The 1,366-nt window shown below is 59.8% G+C and carries 3 protein-coding genes; 1 reads left to right on the top strand and 2 read right to left on the bottom strand.

The window, feature by feature from the left end:
- A partial coding sequence (locus ACIQ2D_RS22010; protein ID WP_402867420.1) for a hypothetical protein occupies positions 1-273 on the bottom strand: 273 nt, incomplete at its 3' end.
- Entirely contained in the window at positions 270-524 is a 255-nt protein-coding gene (locus tag ACIQ2D_RS22005) for a hypothetical protein (RefSeq protein WP_182262178.1), read from the bottom strand. The genes ACIQ2D_RS22010 and ACIQ2D_RS22005, both read right to left, overlap by 4 nt.
- A 340-nt stretch (positions 525-864) precedes the next feature.
- Between ACIQ2D_RS22005 and ACIQ2D_RS22000 the strand changes: the two genes are divergently transcribed.
- Positions 865-1,366, top strand: a 502-nt coding sequence (locus tag ACIQ2D_RS22000; protein WP_402867419.1) for a hypothetical protein, incomplete at its 3' end; no start/stop codon positions are given.

Here is a 1,366-nt window from a genome sequence, read left to right as displayed (position 1 = left end):
GTTGTCAGTTGCTTTGACGACTGCCGGAGTTGACGACGAGCCGAATACGACGAGCAGCAGTGAGACAATTCCTGCGACGAGAGCGGCGATGATCGCACCGCGAATTGCGCGTGTAGTCCACTGCTGACGAAGGCCCCACTGGACTCGCTCTGCGCGCACACGCTCCTCTACTTCATCGACGATCGTCTCGGTGGAATCGGCGGTTGCGGAACCATCCTGCTTCGGTTTCGGAGTGCGCCCGAAGTTGTTGATCTTCTTCCAATCAATGTTCATCGGATACCTGCCTCGGACGGCTGCTCTGACGAGTCGAGTTCTGATTCGCCATCCGGGATGTCGGCGCTCATTGCCCGCGCAAGCGCTGCACGAGCGGCCGGCACCTCTGCGAATACCAACAACGAGAGCGCGGCGCTGGCATCTTCGTCGAATGGGTTTCGTGTGAGAGCCGCAGCGACTCGACGGATCTCCTCAGCAATGGCATGGGCGTAGCCGAGATCGTGCAGTAGCGCTTGCATCGAGTCGTGCATCCGGTCCTCCTGGCGACTGGCGAGTGTGAAAGCCGCACCGAATTTGTGGGCTTCTACTTGTAGGAAGATCCGGGCGCGAAGACCTGAGTGACAGAGCTCGCCAAACTTTTTTCAAAGTTTTTTCCGAGCGCGGCCAGGTGCTTGTTGCCAGAGGTTCAAACGTGCACGTCGATGCCTTCGATGCACGCGCATCCACTCACGGCAAAGCGCGCGGCAACAACATCTCCGGCAACAACAAACACTCCCCTGGCAACAACAAACATGCAGGTCAGAGGCAATATAGGGCTGCTCTACTGGGCGCGAGACCAACCTCGCACGCGCACAGAGGAGACCCGTGGAAATGTCCACCCACGCAGCAACCGCACCCAGCCATTCGTCGTCCGCCCTGCCGTCCCACGACGCGACTCGAGGCGACCTCTACAGCCGCCTGAACACCGAATGGATGCAGCTGTGCGCACGACCCTCAGCAGCGGCAGAGGTGCTCACATGGTCGGTCAATCAGCCGGCCTTGAAGCAGGTGCAAGAACTCAACGACTTGGCTGGCGCCCATCGCCTCGATCGCGACGCCGTACTGCTGGCACTGTTGACCCTCCACCAGGAGGGCAGCGTTCTCGCGGGGCGAGCGCTGTTGCAGCTGATGCTCGGGAAGTTGATCTCGTTGACCCGTCACGCGCGGGTGGCCGGCTTCGATTCCTACCACGCTTACGACGAGCGTGCGGCCACCACAATCGCCACTTTCATGTCATTGATAGCCGAGTATCGCCCGTCCGGCGAGAACATTTATGCAGCACTCTTTTTGCGGACTTTGAAGAAGATCGCACACGAGAACACCTTTGCCGGTG

Source organism: Lysinibacillus sp. NPDC097287 (assembly GCF_044761695.1).
Lineage (GTDB): Bacteria > Bacillota > Bacilli > Bacillales_A > Planococcaceae > Lysinibacillus.
The sequence above is the reverse complement of the archived record's forward strand: the minus strand, read 5'-3'. Positions and strand labels throughout refer to the sequence as shown.